Raw genomic sequence first — 19,330 nt, 5'->3', positions numbered from 1 at the left:
TTTATTTTCACATCGTATGCTTAAAAGTAAATAACTCTTCTTTCGACTGCACAACAGATTGTTCCTCTTCTACAAGATCCTTCTTTAGCTCTCCTCCTAACCTTACTTTCATCATCGCCTCTTCGATACTTTTTACAATCATATTTCCTGAAAAAATAGTAAGTCCAAAAAATGTAATCGGAACGAGAGGGATCCACGGATTCACTGTTAATGACCTAAAGTATACTCCAATTAAACCTGACCATTCATGCGTATAAGATTCCACCTCTTTTATTTGTCCACCAAACATTACAGTCCCACCAAAGAACACTTCAAGTAATCCTAAGTGCAGTAAAATAGTAAGAGTCTGCGTAAACTGCTGAAGAAATACGAGTATAAACGGCATATAGAGATGCGGAAAAATATGTTTTATAACAATATGTCTTCTCGATCCACCTAATATGCGCGCAGCATCAACAAATTCTTCCGTTCGCAATTTACGAACTTCCTTCGCAACATACAGTGCAATAACTGGCATTACAAGCAGTACAAGTAATACCACTTGAAACGAAGCCCTTTCAAAAAAGGTTGTTGTCTCCTCTCCGCTTCCAAATGCATTTGCAGATTGAAGAAAAAAATACGCAATCATAACTGTCGGAATAACTGTAAAACTATCAAAGAAAGCCTCAATTTTTGAAAATCCTCTTTTTATATACGTTCCGAGTACGACACCGAAAAACACACCTATTACCATTCTAAGTGCCGCAATTAAAATAGATATACCAATCGTCCACTTCGCGCCCTCAATGACTAAATGTAACAGGTCATACCCTTTCCGATCTGTCCCGAGTAAAAATTGTAATGAAGGTGGAAACGGTGGCACTTGTGGATTTTCATCCGCATCATATTGCAATGTAACTTGTCTAATATGTCCATCATTCCATAACGTATTTCCGATGCTCAAAAGAACTAATAGGAGAAGAAACCCAATGCTTATCCAAAATCTTTTATCACGTTTTATATACGTCCACATATTATAATCTCTCCTTCATCGCAGCCGGAATGAGATAATGAAACAATTTAAATAAAATAAAAATCGGAATATATATAAGAAGCACACTAACGATGAAAACCTCAACTCTAATACCGAAATACGATTTCAAAAACATAAAAATACCACCCGTATTAAAAATCCATTCTATAATATATAAATTAGATAACATAAAAAAGATATTCGTTTTCGCAAAGAATAATGTACTAAGCAACACATTTCGTAAAATATGACGATTTAAAATATGAAAGCGCCCCAGCCCTTTCGCCTTAGCAAATAGTACATAATCTTTTTCTAGTTCATTTTCAAAACGAAGCACGACCATTTTTACAAACATAATCGTAGTCGGGATGCTCAAACACAATATTGGCAACCCCCTAATCGACTCGCCTCCAATTGAAGCAATTTGAAAAGGTAAAAAACCTGTTTGTTTAAAAAACCATACAACTAAAATTTGTGATACTAAAATAAGAAGGATATCTGGAATGGATTCTAGGAAGATAAGAAATGATTTAATTCGATGTTGTATACGCGGTGAACTACTCATAATTACATAAACAATACAAAATGCTACAAATAATGAAATAAAAAAAGCAGCTAAAAAAATAATAATCGTTTCTTTATAATGGACGAACAACTGCGGAAATAAAAATTTACCTTTCACATATTGCAAATTGGAAATATCCATTAAGTTCACAAACACTTCTTTTAAACTCTGTATGTACCTTGATGCATGCAGCTCAAATCCATAAAATAATTTCGGCAGTGCCCCTAAACAAATAATACCCAAAATCGAAATAATAAATTGAACCGTCACTTCCATCCCATTCAGAAAAACTTTTTTGACCACGTTTTCCCTTCTCTCTCTATATAATTTACCCCCTAATTTTATTCTTAATTTTCTGAATTGTAAATGTTTATATAAAAAAATCACTAGGTTATGATCCTAGTGATTCCTTATGCGCATGCCTTTCTCTTTTCGCAAACGGCATATACAAAACCAAACATCCAATAAGCGCAGCTATTTCTAATGAAATAATATAGTAAGGATGCGGCCCTAACATATCAAGTAATGAAGCTGTTTCTGGCTTATGAGCTAAAAACATATAATTACCACCTGTTTTGTAATTTACAAACGAAACAATTGGAATCAATATGTTTAAAAATATCATTGTGCGTTTAATAGATTGTACTGTCGGACGATATCCTTCCACCCAAGTCATAAAGAGTGGTGCCCAAATGAGCAATATATGCGCGATAAAATATTCAATGAAACGAAAATGCGGAAAAGCATACTGCAAGTTTGGCGTTAAAATAGCTTGTGATGCACCAATAATTCCCGTGAAAAATACAATCTCATATATGCGGTAACTTTTCGTTACGATCATAATCGACGCTAATAATAAACTAATCGTACATAATTCAAACGGTAATGAAGTAGCTAGCTCAAAAATCCCCGCTTTCCACTCCCACATATGAAGCCCAATTTCACTACCTATAAATAAAAATGCAATTGCATATCGAACCGTTATATTCCACTCACTTTGACGTAATACATCTTGGTATTGATACAGAAAAAATATCCCCACCAACATAATAAATAATATAATGGCATGTTGCCTTGAGTATGGAATAAACGATTTTAATGGATGCGCACTAAAATAAGCTTCCATCTTCCTTCCTCCTCTCCTTCATACAATATTATTGTAAGAAAGAAACGACGAGTCAATTCATTTGCTTACACTTGGACAAGCTCTACCTTACATTTACATATTCATACCTTACAAAACTGTAAGGTTATTGTAAGCTAAAACGATTTGTCAGATTCTTCACCTCTTCTATACTTAATGTAGATACTAAAACGAACGAAAAGGTGATAAATAGATGAAGAAGAAAAATAAAGTGTTAATTACTAGTGTAGTAGCAATCGGAATTGCAGCTGGATCATACTTTGCATTTGCTGGGGGCGGTTCAGATGTAGCGATGGCATATAGCGGATATAAAGTAACTGAAAAACAAATCCAAAACGCGCAAAAATTTGGTGGCGAAGTTATTCCAAACGGAATTGAAACTATTTCATTCGATCCAACAAAAGGAACATATGAATTAGCTGTGAAAAAAGGCGATGAAGTGAAAAAGGGTCAGCTTCTATTTAAATACAATGATCCGACTGCGAAACAAGGTGTAACAGAAGCAGAAATGCAAAAGAAAATCGCACAAAAAGAAGTAACGTTGCTCCAAAAACAAATTGATGCAGCGAAACAAAAATTACAAAAAGATAAAAATGCAGGCCTTCCTGCTGAAGCATTAAAAGCATCAGAAGCCGAAGTTGCGCAATTAGAATCACAAATTGAAATGAAAAAGTTTGAAGTTGAAAAAGCTGATGAAATGATTAAAGTAGCAAAAGAGAAAGCAAACAATCTTTCTGTAACAAGTCCTGCTGATGGCGTAATTGATGATATCGTAAAAACTGCTGACGAAAAAACAGGTATGAGCGGAATTACTCTTCGTCACGCTGGTCAATTTAAAGTAAAAGGTCAACTTTCTGAATATGAGCTTGCTAGTATGAAAGTTGGGCAAGAAGTAACTGTTTCCTCAAAAACTGTCGCTGGTAAGACTTGGACAGGAAAAGTAACAGAAATCGGTTCTACACCTTTAAAGAGCATGGATGAAAATAAAACTGTTTCTAATTACCAATTCACTGTCACATTAGATAATAGTGACGAACTACAAAACGGCTTCCACGTTTACGTAACAAGTAAATCTGGCGAAGCAACTGGTACAATTATTCCGAAAAGCAGTATCGTGAAAAAAGGTGACAAAAATGTTGTCTTCGTTGTAAAAGACGGTAAAGCGAAAGAACAAGCAGTTACTGTTGAATTCGAGACTGATAGCGAAGCAAAAGTTTCTGGAGTGAAAAAAGGAGAGGAAATTATCTCTAAGCCTGAAAAAGACTTAAAAGATGGTATGGAGGTTGTCGCCCAGTGATTAACTTAAAAGGCATCACGAAATCCTTCCAAAATGGTGCAGAGTCCGTTCAAATATTACACGGAATTGATGTAACACTGAACCAAGGAGAATTCACTTCGATTATGGGACCTTCTGGTTCTGGTAAATCAACATTAATGAACATTATCGGTTGCTTAGATAAACCGACGACAGGTACGTACGAACTAGCTGGTCAAAACATTTCAAACATGTCTGAAACAGAACTTGCACACGTACGTAATAAAGAAATCGGATTCGTATTCCAAAACTTCATGTTATTACCTAGACTTACAGCACTTCAAAATGTAGAGCTACCTCTTATTTACGCTGGAGTCGATAAAAAAGAAAGACGTGAGCGCTCGTTAGCTGCTTTAACAAAAGTAGGCTTAGCTGATCGCGCTACTCACTTACCGAACGAATTGTCCGGTGGGCAAAAGCAGCGTGTCGCTGTTGCACGTGCAATCGTAAATAACCCAAAATTCATTTTAGCCGATGAACCGACGGGAGCACTTGATACGAAAACAAGCACACAAATTATGGACCTCTTTTACGAATTAAATAAACAAGGCTCAACAATTATTATGATTACCCATGATCGTGAAATCGGGGAAGCTGCAGCACGTCAAATTGTAATTCGTGACGGAAATATCGTCCAAGATTGGAGGGGTTAATTTTGAATACGAGTGAAAATATACGCATGGCCCTTTCCTCTATCTTTGCTCATAAGATGCGTTCTATCTTAACAATGTTAGGTATTATTATCGGTATTAGTGCCATTATTACTATCATCTCAATGGGTGATGGTACAAACGCAAAGTTTAAAAAAGAATTAGGCCAAGGAAAAGATAATGAAGTAACGATTTACTACAACAACCCTGATTACGGAACAGATAGTGCCAAAATCACACCTGATATGCTAAACCGTCTGCAAACTGTACCAGGCGTTAAAGATGTATATCCAGACGTAAGTATGAAAGTAAAAGCAGCTGCTGGTTCAAAAGATGTAAATCTTGATTTAAAAGGTGGAACAGGCGCCTTTATGAAAGATTCGAAAATAAAATTAGTTCACGGTCGTGAATTAAATGACAGTGAACTAAACCAAGCAATCCCTGCTGTTATATTAAATGAAGAAGCTTTCAACAAATTATTTAGTGGTTGGGAATCAAACCAATACACAGATATAAAAGGAAAGCCTTATAAAATAGTCGGTGTATACGAAACGAAAAACGACTTCGGAATGCCTATGCCTGAAGGTTATACGTCACTTGAAAACGCGCCTGTCATTTCAGGAGTAAATGAGTATGACTCTGTAAGATTAACAATGACCTCTCCGACAGAACGTAAAAGTGTAGAAAAACAAGCTGTTTCTGTCTTAAACGAAATGAAAGCTCCTAAATTTGAGCACAAATTCGAAGCACAAGATTTAGGTGAATTTACGAAACAACTAGACGAATCAATCGGTATGATGAAAATGGTATTCGGTGGTATTGCTGCTATCTCCTTACTTGTTGGTGGTATCGGTGTAATGAACATTATGCTTGTATCTGTAACAGAACGTACACGCGAGATTGGTATTCGTAAAGCACTTGGTGCAACACGTGGTAAAGTATTAACACAATTCTTAATCGAATCTTGTATTTTAACAGGACTTGGTGGTTTCATCGGATTCATGCTCGGTATTTTCTTCGCTTGGATCGTCTCAATCTTTGCTGGATGGCCACTCGTTGTCTCAAAAGAACTTGGACTTCTTGCAGTAGGTATTTCAATGCTAATCGGTATTGCATTCGGACTATTACCAGCTAACAAAGCTGCAAAACTTGATCCAATTGAATGTTTACGATATGAATAAACAAAAACGTAGGAGTTTACACTCCTACGTTTTTTATTTACCTATTAAATCGAGTTTCTTCTATTATATATGTTTCACGTTACAACTATCATTCTAATACTCTTCATTATTTATTGGTACTAAGGCTATTATCTAATCCTATTATTGCAAAAATACTATGTAACAGACGAAAATCAAGGCGTAATTTTTTCCATGCTTCGACTGATTTTGTAACAATTATATCGATATTTCATTAAATTTCACCTCATTTATATCTTTTCACATCTAAAAAGGTTATTATCCCATAACTATTTTTTCATTTAAACAGTAAAATAAGCTGTTTTCGTAACACTATAGATATCCGCAAGAAACATTACTGTAACATTATTAATGTTACAGTAATTGAAATACTACTCATTTTGTGTTTTACATGCCCTAATACGCCAAAAAACAACAAGGAAGCGCTATCAGGATATTTATGGAATTGTTACAGAATATTAATGACCCGTTACGAAAGCTTTGTAATTATATGTTTTTCGCAAATAAGAAAATAATGGTTGCTATAATGAGGTCAACGAAAACAAATGCAATGGAGGCTATTATGAAAAAATTTATGGGTATAGCAACAGCAGCGGTTTTTGGTCTTGGGATTTTCACAACATCTGCTAAAGCAGAAACAATCGTAACGACTGACGTACTAAACGTACGAGAAAACCCAACTACTGAATCAAAAGTTGTAGGAAAATTATTAGATGGATATAAAGTAAATGTTTTACATACAGAAAATGGTTGGTCAAAAGTTCAATTGAATAGCGGTAAAGAAGCTTTCATAAGCGCTGACTATACAAAAGACACTTACTACGTAACAGCAAACGTATTAAACGTACGTGCTGGAGCAAACACAGACTCAGAGATTCTTGGTAAGTTGAAAAAAGATGATGTAATTGAAACAACACACCAAGTACAGAATGATTGGATTCAATTTGAATATAACGGAAAAACAGCTTATGTTCATGTTCCTTACTTAACAGGTAAAGCACCAGTTAAAGTTCAATCAGTAGTTAAAGTTGAAAAAACGACTACAGTTCAAGATACAGCTAAAGTTCGTGAAGCTGTTAAAGCTCAGGAAGTAGCTGAAACTCAAGCAAAAGCTAAAGCAGTGGAAGCAACTAAAGCTCGCGAAGCAGCTGAAGCTCAAGCAGAAGTTAAAGCTCAAGAAGCGGCTAAAGCTCGTGAAGCAGCTAAGGCTCAAGAAGCAGCTAAAGCTCAGGCAGATGCTGAAGCTCAAGCAGAAGCTAAAGCTCAAGAGGCGGCTAAAGCTCGTGAAGCAGCTAAAGCTCAAGCAGATGCTGAAGCTCAAGCAGCGGCTAAGGCTCAAGAAGCAGCTAAAGCTCGTGAAGCGGCTAAAGCTCAAGCAGATGCTGAAGCTCAAGCCGCTAAGGCTCAAGAAGCAGCTGAAGCTCGTGAAGCGGCTAAAGCTCAAGAAGCAGCTAAAGCTCAAAAACCAGCTACACAACAACCTGCTGCAAAAGAAACTGAAACAAGTGCACCATCATCTTCTCGTGAGTTACGTGTTGTAGCAACAGCTTATACAGCAGATCCACTTGAAAATGGTTATAAAGCAGGCGACCAAGTAAAATCAGCTTTAGGCCACAACTTAACAGCTAATCCAAACATGAAACTAATTGCAGTTGATCCAAGTGTCATTCCATTAGGTTCAAAAGTATGGGTTGAAGGTTACGGAGTAGCAATCGCTGGTGATACTGGTGGAGCTATTAAAGGTAATAAAATCGACGTTTTAATGCCAGATAAAGGCACATCAAGTAGCTGGGGACGTAAAACAGTTACAGTTAAAGTATTAAACTAGTTATAAAAAAGAGTCAGTCTCATCATTGAGGCTGGCTCTTTTTTTACTCTATTAAACTACTGAAAAATGACATAGTAAATGAAATTATATCAACGATTTTTCAAATATATCTATCGTAACCTACAATATATCAACGATTTTTCGAATATATCTATCGTAACTTATAATATATCAACGATTCGACAAGAGATATCGATTTACCGACAAATTTTGACGTTAAAAGTACTTTAATATTAAAAAGGCGGTCCAAAATTTGGAACGCCCCCTATCTTCCCTATTCCACACAAGTAAACTGCGTCCAAGCTCCTACATAATTTAGTAAGAATAGCTCCTCTTCCGCAATTGTACCGACGATATTTTTCCGTTCATCTATCGGCATTTCTTTTAAAATGATTTGCAGTTCACCTTTATACTTACCAAATGAATTATTTCCAATTACAACTTGCCCTCTTTCCTGTAGCACACTTTCACGCACTGGGAAGTCATAGTCTTTGTACTTTTTACGTACTTCTGTAGAACGTACCATATACTCTGTTATGTCGCCGCGTCTTACGTGTAATTCTTGCAGTGTCGCTCTCTTCTCTACTTCAGTCACTTCGTCTACAAAGTGCACTTTTAGCTGTAACATGTAGCGATTTAAGTTTCCTAGTTTCTCTAACTCTTCCTCACTCGCATAAGCATTTCCGATAATGACATCATCGATTAGCCCTGTTGCCCATAAATGCTTCGCTTGTACTTCAATTGGTAAATTACGATGCTCTTCTAACGTACATAATCCGTCGTTAATATCCCATGGACCGATGTTTGCGGCATGTGATGTAATAAATGCTGCACTGCGAATACCATGCTTTTTAAAGCGTTCACTACAGCGAATGAAATAATCGTACGGAAGACCAGTGAATTTTTGCGGATAAAAATTATGGCAACCAATTAAAGCTGATTTATTCGCTTGATGCGAAAGAATATTTTCTAAGTACGCAATATCGTTACTTACATTTAACTCAATTTTTAAACCGTACGGATTATTCGTCATTTTCGCTTCCGTTAATCCGTCAAAGCCTACATCTAATCGAATACCATCTGCACCTAACTCTGCGAAAAATGATAGATCACTATAGCTAATACCAAGCTGATCAAACACAGCTGGAGCTACATCTAGAATAACTTCCATATTGTTATCTTTTGCGTGATTAATAATCTCTTTAAATTCAGCTACAATTTCTTCTTTCGGACGATTCACAGATAACAAACAAGTAAATATTCTTGAAAAACCGTGTCGTGCCGCTGCGGAAATATAAGCCATATCTTTTTCTTTCGTTGAATGTTCTGGATAAAGTGAAATTCCTAATTTACGCTCCATGCTTTTGCATCTCCTTCACACGTTGTATTAATGCCATGCTCGTAAATCTATATTTTGCAGATAAACACGTTGCACATAAAATTGTCGGTACAATAATTACGTACGGTGAGTGTAGACCTAACATTACATATGCACCCATTGAACAACCGATAAATAAAACTGATACTAATAGTAACACTAATAAAGATTTACTTTGTACCCATTTCGAATAATGGGCAATACACTGTCCAACCACGAATGTAATTAAGATGATAATTGCTCCGAGCATTCTGTTTTCTCCTCTCCTGCTAATTGTTGTTTCTCATACATTTTGAAGAATGGATAGTAAATAACGAACGAGATAACAAAGTTAACAAGTACAAGTACACCAGCCATAATTGTCCAGTCCGTACTAATTACCGCTGCAATTGGTGCTAACATCGTAAATGGCAGTTTCGCCATCATGAGTGGAATCATACCTGAAACAACTGCGAAATATGATACTGTCGTTGTCACTAGCGGTGTAATAACGAACGGAATAATTAAGATTGGGTTCATTACAATCGGAGCTCCGAAAATAATTGGCTCGTTAATATTGAATAAACCTGGTACGAATGATAATCTACCTAACTCTTTTAGGAACTTAGATTTAGAGAGCATAAACATAATTACTAAAGCTAACGTTGAGCCTGATCCGCCAATCCATACGAACCATTGAATGAATTGCTCTGTAAATAAGTTTGGTAACTGATGTGCATTTCCTGTAGCCGTGAACACTTCCATATTTTCAAGAATTGCTGAATCCCACATCGGACGAATGATTGGTCCTAAAATCGCCGGTCCATGTATACCAAATGACCAGAAGAACACGATTAAGAATACTGTTAATAAACCACCGAATAAGTTATTTCCTACTAGTACTGATTTTAATGGTGCGATTAAGTATGTAATTGTTGTATTTACATCGAATTTCAAACCGTAGCGAATGCCCCAGAATAAAAGAATAACTACTAATGTTGGAATTAATGCTGCAAACGAATTTGAAACTGCTGGTGGTACACTGTCTGGTAATTTTATTGAAATATTATGCTTAATCATAAAATGATAAATTTCTACTGCAATTAATGCTGTAACAATTGCGCCGAATAAAGACGTTGCACTTAATGTTCCTACTGAAATATATCGACCTGCATCAATAACACCTGGTACAGCTTTCGTAATTTGAATTGGTTCAACTGATGCTAGTAAAAAGGCGAGTACAGATAGTAGCCCTGCACTTAATTGATTGAGCTGATAAAAGTTCGCGAGCGAAGCCCCTACACCAAACGCTGCGTATAAGGCCATTAGTCCTACTGTAAATCGGAATGGAATATCTAAAATATGGCGAAACGGTGCAATCCATTCCATATATGCATCAATTGGTAAATTTAAAAAGATAACGAAAAATGACCCGACGATCGTTAACGGTAATGTAGAAATAACCCCATTTCGAATTGCCAATAAATGTCGTTGTCCTGCAATCTTTTGCGTTGTTGGCATAATCTTTTGTTCCATAAAACTCATAAACCCATTCATCAATAGCCCTCCTCTTTCTCTCTACTATAAAAGAATAAAATAAACTTTATAACATTATAATGTTTATATTTAAAAAGATATAATTATGTTAAAACTAATTGTTCTGCTTGCTTAAGCACCTTCAAACCATCACACATGCCATAATCTCGTTGGTCTATAATTGCAACTGGTATGTTGTATGAGTTTGCAAGAAACTCTACAGCTGGAAATAAATATTTCACTTGTGGACCGATTAAAACGACATCGGCTTCTTTTATTTCAAGTTTCACAAGTTCTGAATCAACCGCCTTAATTTTATAATTCTTCCCCTGTTTCTTTGCCTCTTCTTGCATTTTTCTTACGACCATACTCGTTGACATGCCTGCTGCACAACATAATAAAATATACATCTTATACTGTCACTTTCTCTTCTACTCGTTTATGAAGAGTAATAAATTCTTCAGCTAGTTCTTTCACTGTAATTGCATTCATTAAATGGTCTTGTGCGTGCACTAACAGTAAACTGATTTCTGCATGATTTCCTCTTGCCTCTTCTTGAATTAAATCCGTTTGAATACGATGCGCTGCTGAAATTTCCTCACTAGCAAGTTTCATCTTTTCACCGGCATTCCCGAAATCTCCTTGTCTTGCAAAAGCAATTGCTTCAAGCGCCGCGCTTCTCGCATTGCCACCATGTAAAATTAACGCAAATGGAGTTTGCATATCAGCCATTTTAAATTCCCCCAAGCTATATGTTTTCTATATTTTTATCTTATTATGAAAACGCATACAATTAAACATAAAAAACTTCCGTTATGTAACGGAAGTTTTTATATACTTTTTCAAAATGATAATAAAATCTCTTGAAAATCTTCAATTACCTCGGTCTGAGTAAGTTTCTCTATCGTAGTTTGACTAGACATAATATCATATAAAAAATCATAAAGCCTTTGCAAATCTTCATTATTATTGCGCTTTACACTAAATAAAATAATTACTTGTACTTTTTTATCTCCCCAATCAACAGCTTTTTCAAGTGTGCAAAACATCAAAAAAGTTTCCTCACTTAATAACTGCATCGGATGCGGGATTGCAACTGAATTCCCAACCGCTGTCGGAGACGTATTTTCTCTTTCCATAACAGAAGCATAAAAGTTTTCTGGTACATAGCGTTTCTCAGCAGCTTTCTCACATAAAAACTGAATAACATCCTCTTTCGTAGAAGCACTATGATTTAAAAAGATTAAATCTTCCTTAATATATTGCCGCACACTATTATTTACATTCGTAAACAACCGCTGACCAATCGATTTAATCTCTTTATCATCAAATATTGAATTCACTTTTATAACTGGAACAGGCAAGCCACTCGGTATATGAATCGTACTAATAATACAATCTATTTTTTCTTTATAAAGATCTTCTACTTTCAATTGATAATAGCCTGTAATACCTACAATCTCTAATTTATCTCGGAACTGTGATAAAATTTTATATTTTAATAGTTGTGCACTTCCTTGACCAGTCGCACAAACTAATAAGCATCTTTTCTTTTGATTCTGCTCCTGCAAACGGCTCATCGCTCCGCCGAAGTGAATTGCTATATAACCAATTTCACTTTCAGGGATCGATTCACCCGTATATTCACCAATGATATCTCCAACAAGAACCGCAATTTCAAAAGCATACGGATAATTCTTTTTCACTTCTGCCAAAAGAGGATTTCTCGTATTTAACTTATACTTCAAACGATTTAATAACGTTTTTAAATGAATACCAAATCCAAATAATAATTCTTCATCATAATAAAAAATAAGATTCCGTTCTTCCGCTACTTTAAAAAGAATATGTTGCATAAATGCATATATATCTTTTCCTAATAGCTCTTCTACATTTTCATAGCGATCTCTCGTTGTAACAGCAGTACTTAATAAATGCATCGTCACATATAATACTTCTTCTTCTGGAAATGAAAATTTTAACTCTTTCTCTAAATCTCCTAAAATCTGCTTCGCAATTGTATATTCTTTCTTTATTATAAGTTCTGATTGCTCCACATGCAGTCCTTTCATATAATGTTGACTTTGACAACGCTTTAATGCGATTGCAATATGAATGACTAAATTATCAATTTCTATATCAGATAAATATATTGTTCCGCCTTCAATATACTTTAATATAATTGAACGAATGAGTGATATATGAGGTAGCGATAAATACGTCTCCGTCTGCTCAAATTGCTCATGAAACGGAGTATGGTCATAACGCGGTAAACCATATTGTGATAAACAAGAACGAATATTAAATTCCTTTCCAACAATACGTATACCATAATACGGTCTCTTCTCAATTTGTAATTTATAGCGACTACATATATCTGTAACATCTTTCATAATTAAATTGACCGTTGATTTGCTCACATAAATCTCTTCCGCTAATTCTGAAAGCTTCACATATCCCTCTGTCGTTAAAACACGCTGCAGAATGTACGCTATTCTTTCTTCATAAGAAGTTGGAATCTTTTCCGTCTGTTTTTGAAATAGACTCACACAAAATTCTTCAAATTTCTTCATTTGTATAATTTCTAATTCGTACCCAGTCCCTCTTTGCGATTCGATTTTCGCTCCGTTTTCTTCCAATATATCATTTAATAATTTTATATCCTTTTGAATCGTCTTCGTCGATACATGTAAACGGCCCGCTAAAAAAGCTCGATTTAACATCGATTTCTCTTCTAAAAACTCCTCTAAAATAGAAATTAATCGCTGATGCACCTTTGTCATAGCTCTTCCTCTCGCTCTTTATATATAAAGGGGGAAAAGCTGCTGAAATCAGTAGTTTTTCCCCTTTATATTCTCTCTATTTCTTTAATGTGAATCCGAATTTATCCCATGCTTGTAAATAGTCTAGTAAGAAAATCTCTTCTTCTACAATTCGACCAACTACATTTGTTTTTCCTGTATTCACCATATCTTTTAATGCAATTTGTAATTCGCCTTTATACTGGCCATATTGTTCATTATCAATTAATAAATCTCCACGCTTAATCTCACGCGTATTATGAGGTTTAAACTCTTCTTTTTTATATTTCACACGACTTTGTGTAGAACGAATCATATATTCAGATACATCTCCGCGATAAAAATGTGGTTCGTCTAATACGATAATTCTTTCTAGTTCTGTCGTTGTATCATATAGTTCTATATCAAATGTTTGTTTCTCTTTATTTAATGCACCTAGTGCTTGTAATTCTTCTTCTGACGCATATGCGTTTGCAATAATAACATCATCAATTAATTCCGTCGCGAATAAATGCTTCGCCTGTGTTGTCATCGGTAATTCACGATGCTGCTCTAATGTACATAACCCTTCTGTTACTGGCCAAGGTCCGTATGTTGCATCAAATGATGAAATAAAAGCAGCCGTTCTCATACCGTAATCTTTAAATTGTTTCGAGCATTTAATGAAATGATCGTATGATAACCCTGAATAACGATGCGGATAAAAATTATGACAACCAATTAAATTTTCACGATTTGGTCTATGACTCATAATGTTATCTACATACTTCGTACCATTACTCATATTAATCTCAATTTTCAAACCATACGGATTATAAGTCATAATTGATTCTTCTAATCCTGAGAAACCAACATCTAAACGAATACCGTACGCACCTAATTCATGGAAGAATGATAAATCATTATACGAAATACCTAATTGTTCAAAAACAGATGGACTAATATCAACTAATACTTGGAACCCTAATGCATTCGCATGAGAGATCGTTTCTTTAAATTCTTCTATAATTTTCTCTTTTTCTCCATCCACAGATAATAAACATGTGAACACACGTGTAAATCCATATTTACTTGCTAATGTTAAATACTCCTTATCTTTCTCTACTGTTGAATGTTCTGGATAAATAGAAATACCTAATCGTCTCATATGTAAACGCCTCTTTCTTCATCATATTGTAAACCTTTTCAAATATATGTAGTGAAAAAGTATATATCCCCTTCTTGTTCACTACCCTTTTGAATCCGCTTTCTTTAAAGAAAAAACAATTTCTATCATTCTTAACACCTACAAGTCTATACATCTATACTTTACATCTTTTTGTCATAGTTGTGTAGCTTTTACACAAATTTGTCAGTTTTTCATCTTAAAAATTGTTATCCGTTTTCAAGACACCTTCCTTGACTGTTTCATTGGCCAATACATATACTCGAAAGAAAAGAGAAAATTTTATATAGGGGATGAATATATGGGAGAAGCAATACTCGTAAAACGAGAACCGTTATGGACAAAAGAGTTTGTTGCTTTAATTTTTGCAAACTTATGTATGTTTTTAGGGTTTCAAATGTTAATTCCAACCTTACCTGTTTATGTGAAAGAAATTGGTGGCACAAGTTCCAATATCGGATTGGTTGTCGGCATGTTTACCGTTGCGGCACTTTTTGTTAGACCGCTAACTGGGAACGCCTTGCAAAAATTTAATAAAAAAATCATCTTAATGATCGGTACTGCTATTTGTTTACTCGCTATGGGCAGTTACCTTTTCGCCTCAACAATCTTTCTCTTGCTTGCTGTTCGTATTTTACACGGAGCTGGTTTCGGTATTACAACGACTACATATGGAACTGTCGTTTCTGATTTAATTCCCTCAGCTCGCCGCGGAGAAGGCATGGGATATTTTGGTCTTTCTGGAACAATCGCAATGGCCCTCGGTCCACTTATCGGACTATGGCTTATGCAAACATATAACTTCACAATTCTTTTTTTATGTGCATTATCGTGCACAATTGTTTCATTAATATTAACGAAACTACTTCAAATCCAAAAAACGAAACAGCCTCCACAACAATCATCTAGTTCTTTTCTCGATGGATTTATTGAGCGTAAAGCTTTACTTCCTTCATTATTAATATTATGTATTACATTAATGTACGGAGGAATCGGAAGTTTTATAACACTATTTGCTACAGAAGTCGGCATAGCTGATATTAGCCTTTTCTTTTTATGTAATGCACTAGCAATTGCTGTGACTCGTCCATTCTCTGGAAAGCTATATGATGCGAAAGGCCATACTTTCGTCATCATTCCGGGAGTTATTATAACGTTTACAGGTATTATTTTATTGTCGTATACGACGACAATTCCGAGCTTAATTATTGCTGCAGCATGTTACGGAAGTGGTTTTGGGGCGATCCAACCTGCACTACAAGCATGGATGATTGACCGCGTAGCGCCGCATCGACGTGGCGTAGCAACGGCTACATTCTTCTCCGCATTTGACCTTGGTATCGGCGCTGGAGCTATTATATTTGGATTTATTGCTCATTTTACAAACTATGCAACTGTATATCGTTACTCCTCTCTGTTACTTATTGCTTTTCTCTTCATTTACATTACAAGCATAAGAAAACAAAAGCATAGCGATAAAAACACGGAAAAAGCTGCTGGATAAATCAGTAGCTTTTTTATCGTGTTAAAAAATTATTTTCCCTCATTTTGCTGTTATAAAACTACATGCATTTTCCTACATATTTTTTTAACTTTCATCAAAAAATATACGATGAACTCGCAGACGCTTTCCTTGATATTCAACTGAACATTATTATTCTAAAAAGTGTGATTTCTTTACAAAATTAAGATTTTCACAAGATGAAAACCAATAAAATACAGCTGTTTCTTTAAGGGATTGTAAACTTTTCTTCTCTTTGTAAAATTAGTGTAAATTTTACTAGCAAACCGTTTACAGTGCCTCAAGGTTCAGTTAATAATTACATCGTACATGAAATTTAAGGAGTGGAATGCGTGGAATATAATGTTCAAGATATGATCTTCCAGTTCATTGGTGGATTAGGTATTTTCTTATTCGGGATTAAATACATGGGCGATGGACTGCAACAAGCAGCTGGAGATCGTCTTCGAGATATTCTAGATCGTTTTACAACAAACCCACTTATGGGTGTACTAGCAGGTATGTTAGTTACTGTATTAATCCAATCAAGTTCAGGAACAACCGCTTTAACAGTCGGACTTGTAAGTGCTGGATTTATGACATTAAGACAAGCAATCGGTGTTATTATGGGTGCAAACATCGGTACGACAGTTACTGCATTTATTATCGGAATTAAAATCGGAGAATATGCTCTCCCAGTTATGGCAGTTGGAGCAATCTTACTATTCTTCTTTAAAAATAAAAAAGTACATTCTGTAGGTCAAGTTGTATTCGGTTTTGGTATGCTATTCTTCGGTTTAGAATTAATGAGCGCAGGTATGAAACCTCTTCGTTCTTTAGAGTCATTCCAAGATTTAATGATTAGCATGAGTGATAATCCAATTTTAGGAATTGTTGTCGGTACAGTCTTCACTTTAATTGTACAGAGCTCAAGTGCAACAATCGGTATTTTACAAGAACTATTCGGTCAAGGTGCAATCGATTTACAAGCATCTCTTCCTGTATTATTCGGTGATAACATCGGTACGACAATTACAGCAGTATTAGCAGCTATCGGTACTTCAATTGCAGCAAGACGTGCAGCATTAGTTCACGTTATCTTTAATATTATCGGTACAATTATCTTTACAATTTTATTAGTACCATTTACAAGTTTAATTCAATATTTCCAAACATCATTAAACTTGAATCCAGAAATGACTATTGCATTTGCACACGGAACATTTAACGTAACAAATACAATCATTCAGTTCCCATTCATTGCAGTATTAGCATGGATTGTAACAAAAATTATCCGCGGCGAAGATTCTGCTATTAATTTCAAACCGCAACATTTAAATCCAATCTTTATTGAACAATCTCCAGCCATCGCTTTAACTGAAGCTCAAAAAGAGATTATCCGTATGGCTGAGTTCTCATTACATGGATTAAAAGAAGCAAATCAATTTTTAAATACACAAGACAAAAAACACGCAAACATGGCTACTCAATTAGAAGGAGCTATTAACAATTTAGATAAAAAAATTACCGAGTATTTAGTTTTACTGTCAGAAAAGCCACTTTCACCTACGGATTCTGAAAAACATTCTGTTTTAGCAGGTGTTGTTGGAGATATTGAACGTGTCGGTGATCATGTAGAAAACCTTGTAGAACTTGTAGATTTCCAAATTTCAAACCGTGTTTCACTATCAGACGAAGCATTAGCTGAATTAAACGAAATGCTAGAATTAACGATTTCAACACTGCAAGACTCAGTTGAAGCTTTAACAAACTTCGATACTGAACTAGCTCAAACTGTTATTGCAAAAGAACGCAAAATCGACCAAATGGAACGTGTTCTTCGTAAACGTCACGTATTACGTCTAAACGAACGCAGCTGTTCAGGTGATGCAAGTATCATCTTCGTCGATATGGTAAGTAACTTAGAGCGCATTGGCGATCACGCTGTAAATATCGCTGACGGTGTTTTAGGCGAACAAGGAAAAATCAATTTAAAACAATCATTATAATGAAAAAAGAGACGCTAACTTAAGCGTCTCTTTTTTCATTATATTTTAACAACTGTTCTTCCTTTTAACTTTCCTTGCAATATAAGTGTAAACTTCTTCTCTAATTCTTCTAATGTACATTCTTCTGTATAAGATAGTAATTCTTTATTTCCCCATTCTTTCGCTAAAAGCATCCACACATCTCTTCTCACATCCACTGGACATTGCACGGAATCTACCCCTAAAAGGCTTATGCCTCGTAAAATAAATGGATATACTGTTGTTTGTAGTTCCTGGCCTGCCACATTACCGCATGTCGTTACACAACCACCATACTTTACTGTTTTTAAAGCTGTTTCTAACATATGTCCACCTACAGTATCGATAACTCCGGCGTATATCCCTTTTAACATCGGTCTTCCTGATTCATCATTCAATTCCGCGCGATGAATCACTTTTTTCGCGCCTAGACGTAGTAGCATCTGTTCCTCTTCCATTTTCCCTGTCGCTCCTACTACGTTAAACCCTAACTTACTTAATATACTAACAGCTACACTCCCTACGCCGCCTGTAGCACCCGTTACTAAAACATCTCCCATACTAGGCTTGATTCCTGCTCCAATAAGCTTATATACCGACAAAGCCGCAGTAAAACCTGCTGTCCCATACATCATACTTTCCTTTAATGACAATCCTTCTGGTAAAGGCACGACCCAAGATGATGGCACGCGAATATATTCTCCGAAACCACCAGAAGTATTCATCCCTAAGTCATATCCCGTTACAATAACTTGATCTCCTACCTTAAAAGAGTTATCTTCACTACTCACAACTTCTCCTGCAGCATCAATTCCCGGCGTATGAGGATATGTTCTCGTAACCCCTTTATTACCAGTAGCTGAAAGGGCATCTTTATAATTTAATGAAGAATAATGAACTTGTATGAATACGTCTCCCTCAGGTAAACTACTTACTTCTCTCTCAACAACTTTTCTTACAAACTGATGATTTTCCGTTTCGTTCACAACGATTGCTCGGAATGATGTATGATTCATTATGCTCTCTCCTTTATCCGTCAAATTCTTCTTTATTATATAGAAGAAATAGGTAAGCTTACTCATTTCTTCTTGGATATATTTCAACAAATCTTACTTCCCTATCATTTTCTCATAATATATATTTTCATTTCTACTAAAAGCCCTTATACTTATTCTACATCTGACAAATAATATATAGAAAATCTGACTTTTTATAAATAAATTGAATTTT

General features: G+C 35.4%; 17 protein-coding genes. 6 read left to right on the top strand and 11 right to left on the bottom strand.

The window, feature by feature from the left end; all coding sequences use genetic code 11:
- Nucleotides 1–7 precede the first annotated feature (7 nt).
- The 3 genes from DN400_RS09810 to DN400_RS09800 all read right to left on the bottom strand — a co-directional run bounded on the left by DN400_RS09810 (nt 8) and on the right by DN400_RS09800 (nt 2,703).
- Nucleotides 8–1,012, bottom strand: a complete 1,005-nt coding sequence (locus DN400_RS09810) for an ABC transporter permease (protein WP_065228340.1) — start codon at nt 1,010–1,012, stop codon at nt 8–10.
- 1 nt (nt 1,013) lies between these two features.
- Nucleotides 1,014–1,880 carry an ABC transporter permease subunit gene (locus tag DN400_RS09805; protein WP_016082747.1) on the bottom strand — a complete coding sequence of 289 codons (867 nt, stop codon included), beginning with the start codon at nt 1,878–1,880 and terminating at the stop codon, nt 1,014–1,016.
- Between the two features lie 88 nt (nt 1,881–1,968).
- Nucleotides 1,969–2,703 carry a YwaF family protein gene (locus DN400_RS09800; protein WP_000388713.1) on the bottom strand — a complete coding sequence of 245 codons (735 nt, stop codon included), beginning with the start codon at nt 2,701–2,703 and terminating at the stop codon, nt 1,969–1,971.
- A gap of 211 nt (nt 2,704–2,914) precedes the next feature.
- Between DN400_RS09800 and DN400_RS09795 the strand changes: the two genes are divergently transcribed.
- From DN400_RS09795 to entC, 4 genes are all read left to right on the top strand, one after another.
- Nucleotides 2,915–4,018: an efflux RND transporter periplasmic adaptor subunit gene (locus tag DN400_RS09795; RefSeq protein WP_065228339.1), complete on the top strand. Its 1,104-nt coding sequence runs from the start codon at nt 2,915–2,917 to the stop codon at nt 4,016–4,018.
- Nucleotides 4,015–4,689 (top strand): ABC transporter ATP-binding protein, encoded by a 675-nt coding sequence (locus DN400_RS09790; protein ID WP_000609100.1) that lies wholly within the window; start codon nt 4,015–4,017, stop codon nt 4,687–4,689. Before DN400_RS09795 ends, DN400_RS09790 begins: the two co-directional genes overlap by 4 nt.
- A gap of 26 nt (nt 4,690–4,715) precedes the next feature.
- A complete protein-coding gene (locus DN400_RS09785; RefSeq protein WP_404978291.1) occupies nt 4,716–5,867 on the top strand; it encodes an ABC transporter permease in 1,152 nt (383 codons plus the stop codon).
- 457 nt (nt 5,868–6,324) lie between these two features.
- Nucleotides 6,325–7,713, top strand: coding sequence for a cell wall-binding protein EntC (entC, locus tag DN400_RS09780; RefSeq protein WP_065228338.1), 1,389 nt, complete (start codon nt 6,325–6,327; stop codon nt 7,711–7,713).
- A gap of 274 nt (nt 7,714–7,987) precedes the next feature.
- Here entC and DN400_RS09775 read toward each other — a convergent pair whose 3' ends face one another.
- From DN400_RS09775 to DN400_RS09745, 7 genes are all read right to left on the bottom strand, one after another.
- Complete coding sequence (locus DN400_RS09775; RefSeq protein WP_025118403.1) at nt 7,988–9,073, bottom strand: DUF871 domain-containing protein; 1,086 nt, start codon at nt 9,071–9,073, stop codon at nt 7,988–7,990.
- Nucleotides 9,063–9,341, bottom strand: coding sequence for a hypothetical protein (locus DN400_RS09770; RefSeq protein WP_000900046.1), 279 nt, complete (start codon nt 9,339–9,341; stop codon nt 9,063–9,065). Before DN400_RS09770 ends, DN400_RS09775 begins: the two co-directional genes overlap by 11 nt.
- Nucleotides 9,317–10,627, bottom strand: a complete 1,311-nt coding sequence (locus tag DN400_RS09765) for a PTS sugar transporter subunit IIC (protein ID WP_147801654.1) — start codon at nt 10,625–10,627, stop codon at nt 9,317–9,319. The genes DN400_RS09770 and DN400_RS09765 overlap by 25 nt, the downstream gene beginning before the upstream one ends.
- 83 nt (nt 10,628–10,710) lie before the next feature.
- Nucleotides 10,711–11,016: a PTS sugar transporter subunit IIB gene (locus DN400_RS09760; protein WP_000275643.1), complete on the bottom strand. Its 306-nt coding sequence runs from the start codon at nt 11,014–11,016 to the stop codon at nt 10,711–10,713.
- 1 nt (nt 11,017) lies between these two features.
- Entirely contained in the window at nt 11,018–11,338 is a 321-nt protein-coding gene (locus tag DN400_RS09755; protein ID WP_048564417.1) for a PTS lactose/cellobiose transporter subunit IIA, read from the bottom strand.
- Between the two features lie 110 nt (nt 11,339–11,448).
- The gene (locus DN400_RS09750) at nt 11,449–13,389 is read right to left on the bottom strand and encodes a BglG family transcription antiterminator (protein WP_065228337.1); all 1,941 of its coding nucleotides are present in this window, start codon (nt 13,387–13,389) and stop codon (nt 11,449–11,451) included.
- Nucleotides 13,390–13,465: 76 nt separating this feature from the next.
- Nucleotides 13,466–14,554 (bottom strand): DUF871 domain-containing protein, encoded by a 1,089-nt coding sequence (locus DN400_RS09745; protein WP_001253351.1) that lies wholly within the window; start codon nt 14,552–14,554, stop codon nt 13,466–13,468.
- Between the two features lie 319 nt (nt 14,555–14,873).
- Between DN400_RS09745 and DN400_RS09735 the strand changes: the two genes are divergently transcribed.
- Nucleotides 14,874–16,076 (top strand): MFS transporter, encoded by a 1,203-nt coding sequence (locus tag DN400_RS09735; RefSeq protein WP_000503253.1) that lies wholly within the window; start codon nt 14,874–14,876, stop codon nt 16,074–16,076.
- 350 nt (nt 16,077–16,426) lie between these two features.
- Complete coding sequence (locus DN400_RS09730) at nt 16,427–18,082, top strand: Na/Pi cotransporter family protein (protein ID WP_000456276.1); 1,656 nt, start codon at nt 16,427–16,429, stop codon at nt 18,080–18,082.
- Between the two features lie 38 nt (nt 18,083–18,120).
- Here DN400_RS09730 and DN400_RS09725 read toward each other — a convergent pair whose 3' ends face one another.
- Nucleotides 18,121–19,116, bottom strand: a complete 996-nt coding sequence (locus DN400_RS09725) for a YhdH/YhfP family quinone oxidoreductase (RefSeq protein WP_065228335.1) — start codon at nt 19,114–19,116, stop codon at nt 18,121–18,123.
- Nucleotides 19,117–19,330: the final 214 nt, after the last annotated feature.

The sequence above is a fragment of the Bacillus sp. AR8-1 genome (assembly GCF_008042345.1).
Taxonomy (GTDB): Bacteria; Bacillota; Bacilli; order Bacillales; family Bacillaceae_G; genus Bacillus_A; species Bacillus_A cereus.
This window is presented reverse-complemented; position numbering and strand designations above follow the sequence as displayed.